The organism is Peribacillus sp. SIMBA_075 (genome assembly GCF_046534585.1).
The window spans coordinates 1-242 of sequence record NZ_JAWRYN010001426.1 but is presented as its reverse complement, the minus strand read 5'-3'; the positions used below and the strand labels follow the sequence as shown (position 1 = coordinate 242).

Sequence of the window (242 nt, the reverse complement as noted above, 5' to 3'; positions counted from 1 at the left end):
AAGCCCCATCATTACCAAAACGAGATACAACGCGAGGCTGATCATGGTTATTCCAATAAAGGCTATTCCATCCTGTTTGTTCTAATGCTTTTTGCCACTTTGTTAAATTTTGTTTCAAAGTAAGGAGTGAGCATGGTTTTACATCCCATTTTCCACCTTCTCCTGAATCTAAATCCATATGTTCAAATTGGAATACCATTTGTAATTCTTCTCGTTCTTCTCCAGTATACAATTTAGCCTCT

General features: G+C 36.8%; 1 protein-coding gene. It reads right to left on the bottom strand.

Translation table 11 applies throughout. The features are described 5' to 3' along the window. The coding region (locus SB775_RS33060) for an alpha-amylase family glycosyl hydrolase (RefSeq protein WP_410865519.1) at positions 1-242 on the bottom strand (242 nt) is incomplete at both ends.